This is a genomic window from Azospirillum sp. B506 (assembly GCF_000333595.1).
In the GTDB taxonomy this organism is placed as follows: domain Bacteria; phylum Pseudomonadota; class Alphaproteobacteria; order Azospirillales; family Azospirillaceae; genus Azospirillum.
Genome location: NZ_BADK01000690.1, coordinates 1 through 1,289 on the forward strand (window position 1 = coordinate 1; position 1,289 = coordinate 1,289).

Sequence of the window (1,289 nt, forward strand, 5' to 3'; positions counted from 1 at the left end):
TGCGGCGGAGGGCATGTTCGTCGCCAACGACCGCCAGCAGATCGTCGCAGCCAACGATGCCTTCTCCCGCATCACCGGCTACGACCGCGACGAGGTGCTGGGCCGCACGCCGGAATTCATGCGCTCCGACCGCAACCCGCCGGGCTTCTACGAGGAGCTCTGGCGGCAGCTGAGCGCCGAGGGTCATTGGGCCGGCGAGATCTGGAGCACCCGCAAGACCGGCGAGGTGTTTCCGGAATGGCTGAGCGTCAAGCTGGTCCGCAACGAGGATGGCGCCGTCGCCAACTACATCGCCGCCTTCACCGACATCACCGCCACCCGCGCCCAGGAGGAACGCATCCGCCATCTGGCGCAGTTCGACTTCCTGACCGATCTGCCCAACCGCTTCCTGCTGCGCGACCGGCTGGAGCGCGCCATGCTGGCTGCCGGGCGCCACGGCACCAAGGTCGGGCTGCTGTTCGTCGATCTCGACCGCTTCAAGACCATCAACGACAGCCTCGGCCATCAGGTCGGCGACGGCCTGCTGCGCGAGGTGGCGGTGCGGCTGACCGGCACCGTGCGGGCCAGCGACACCGTCAGCCGGCAGGGCGGCGACGAGTTCATCATCCTGATCGGCGACATGGACTGCCCCGAGTCCGCCGGCGTCGTCGCGCGCAAGGTGCTGCACGCCCTGTCCGAGCCCTATGTGATCGACGGTCACGAGTTGCAGGTCACGCCCTCCATCGGCGTCGCCGTCTACCCGGATGACGGCACCGGCATCGACGGGCTGCTGAAGAGCGCCGACATGGCGATGTATGCCGCCAAGGAGGCCGGCCGGGCGACCTACCAGTTCTTCACGCCCGAGCTGAACCGCCGGGCGTCCGACCGGATGTGGACCGAAAGCAACCTGCGCCGGGCGCTGGCCAACAACGAGCTGGAACTGCATTTCCAGCCGCAATTCTCGCTGGACGGCCGCCGGCTTGTCGGGGCCGAGGCGCTGGTGCGCTGGCGCCAGCCCGACGGCACGCTGATCATGCCCGGCCAGTTCATCCCGGTGGCCGAGGACACCGGCCTGATCCTGCCGCTGGGCGACTGGGTGCTGGGCGAGGCCTGCCGGCGTGCGGCGGAGCTGCTGCGTCACCAGGACCTGCTGATCGCCATCAATCTGTCGGCGGTGCAGGTGCGCCGTCCGGGGCTGGCGGAGCGGGTTGCCGGCTGGCTGTCCGCCTACGGCATCCCGCCGTCCGCGCTGGAGCTGGAGGTGACGGAAAGTGTCCTGATGGACGACTCCGACGGGGTGGCCGAAAACC

At 69.3% G+C, this 1,289-nt stretch carries 1 protein-coding gene; it reads left to right on the forward strand.

Features of this window, described 5'->3' with window-relative positions:
• A partial coding sequence (locus I71_RS20710) for a bifunctional diguanylate cyclase/phosphodiesterase (protein ID WP_042697406.1) occupies nt 1-1,289 on the forward strand: 1,289 nt, incomplete at both ends.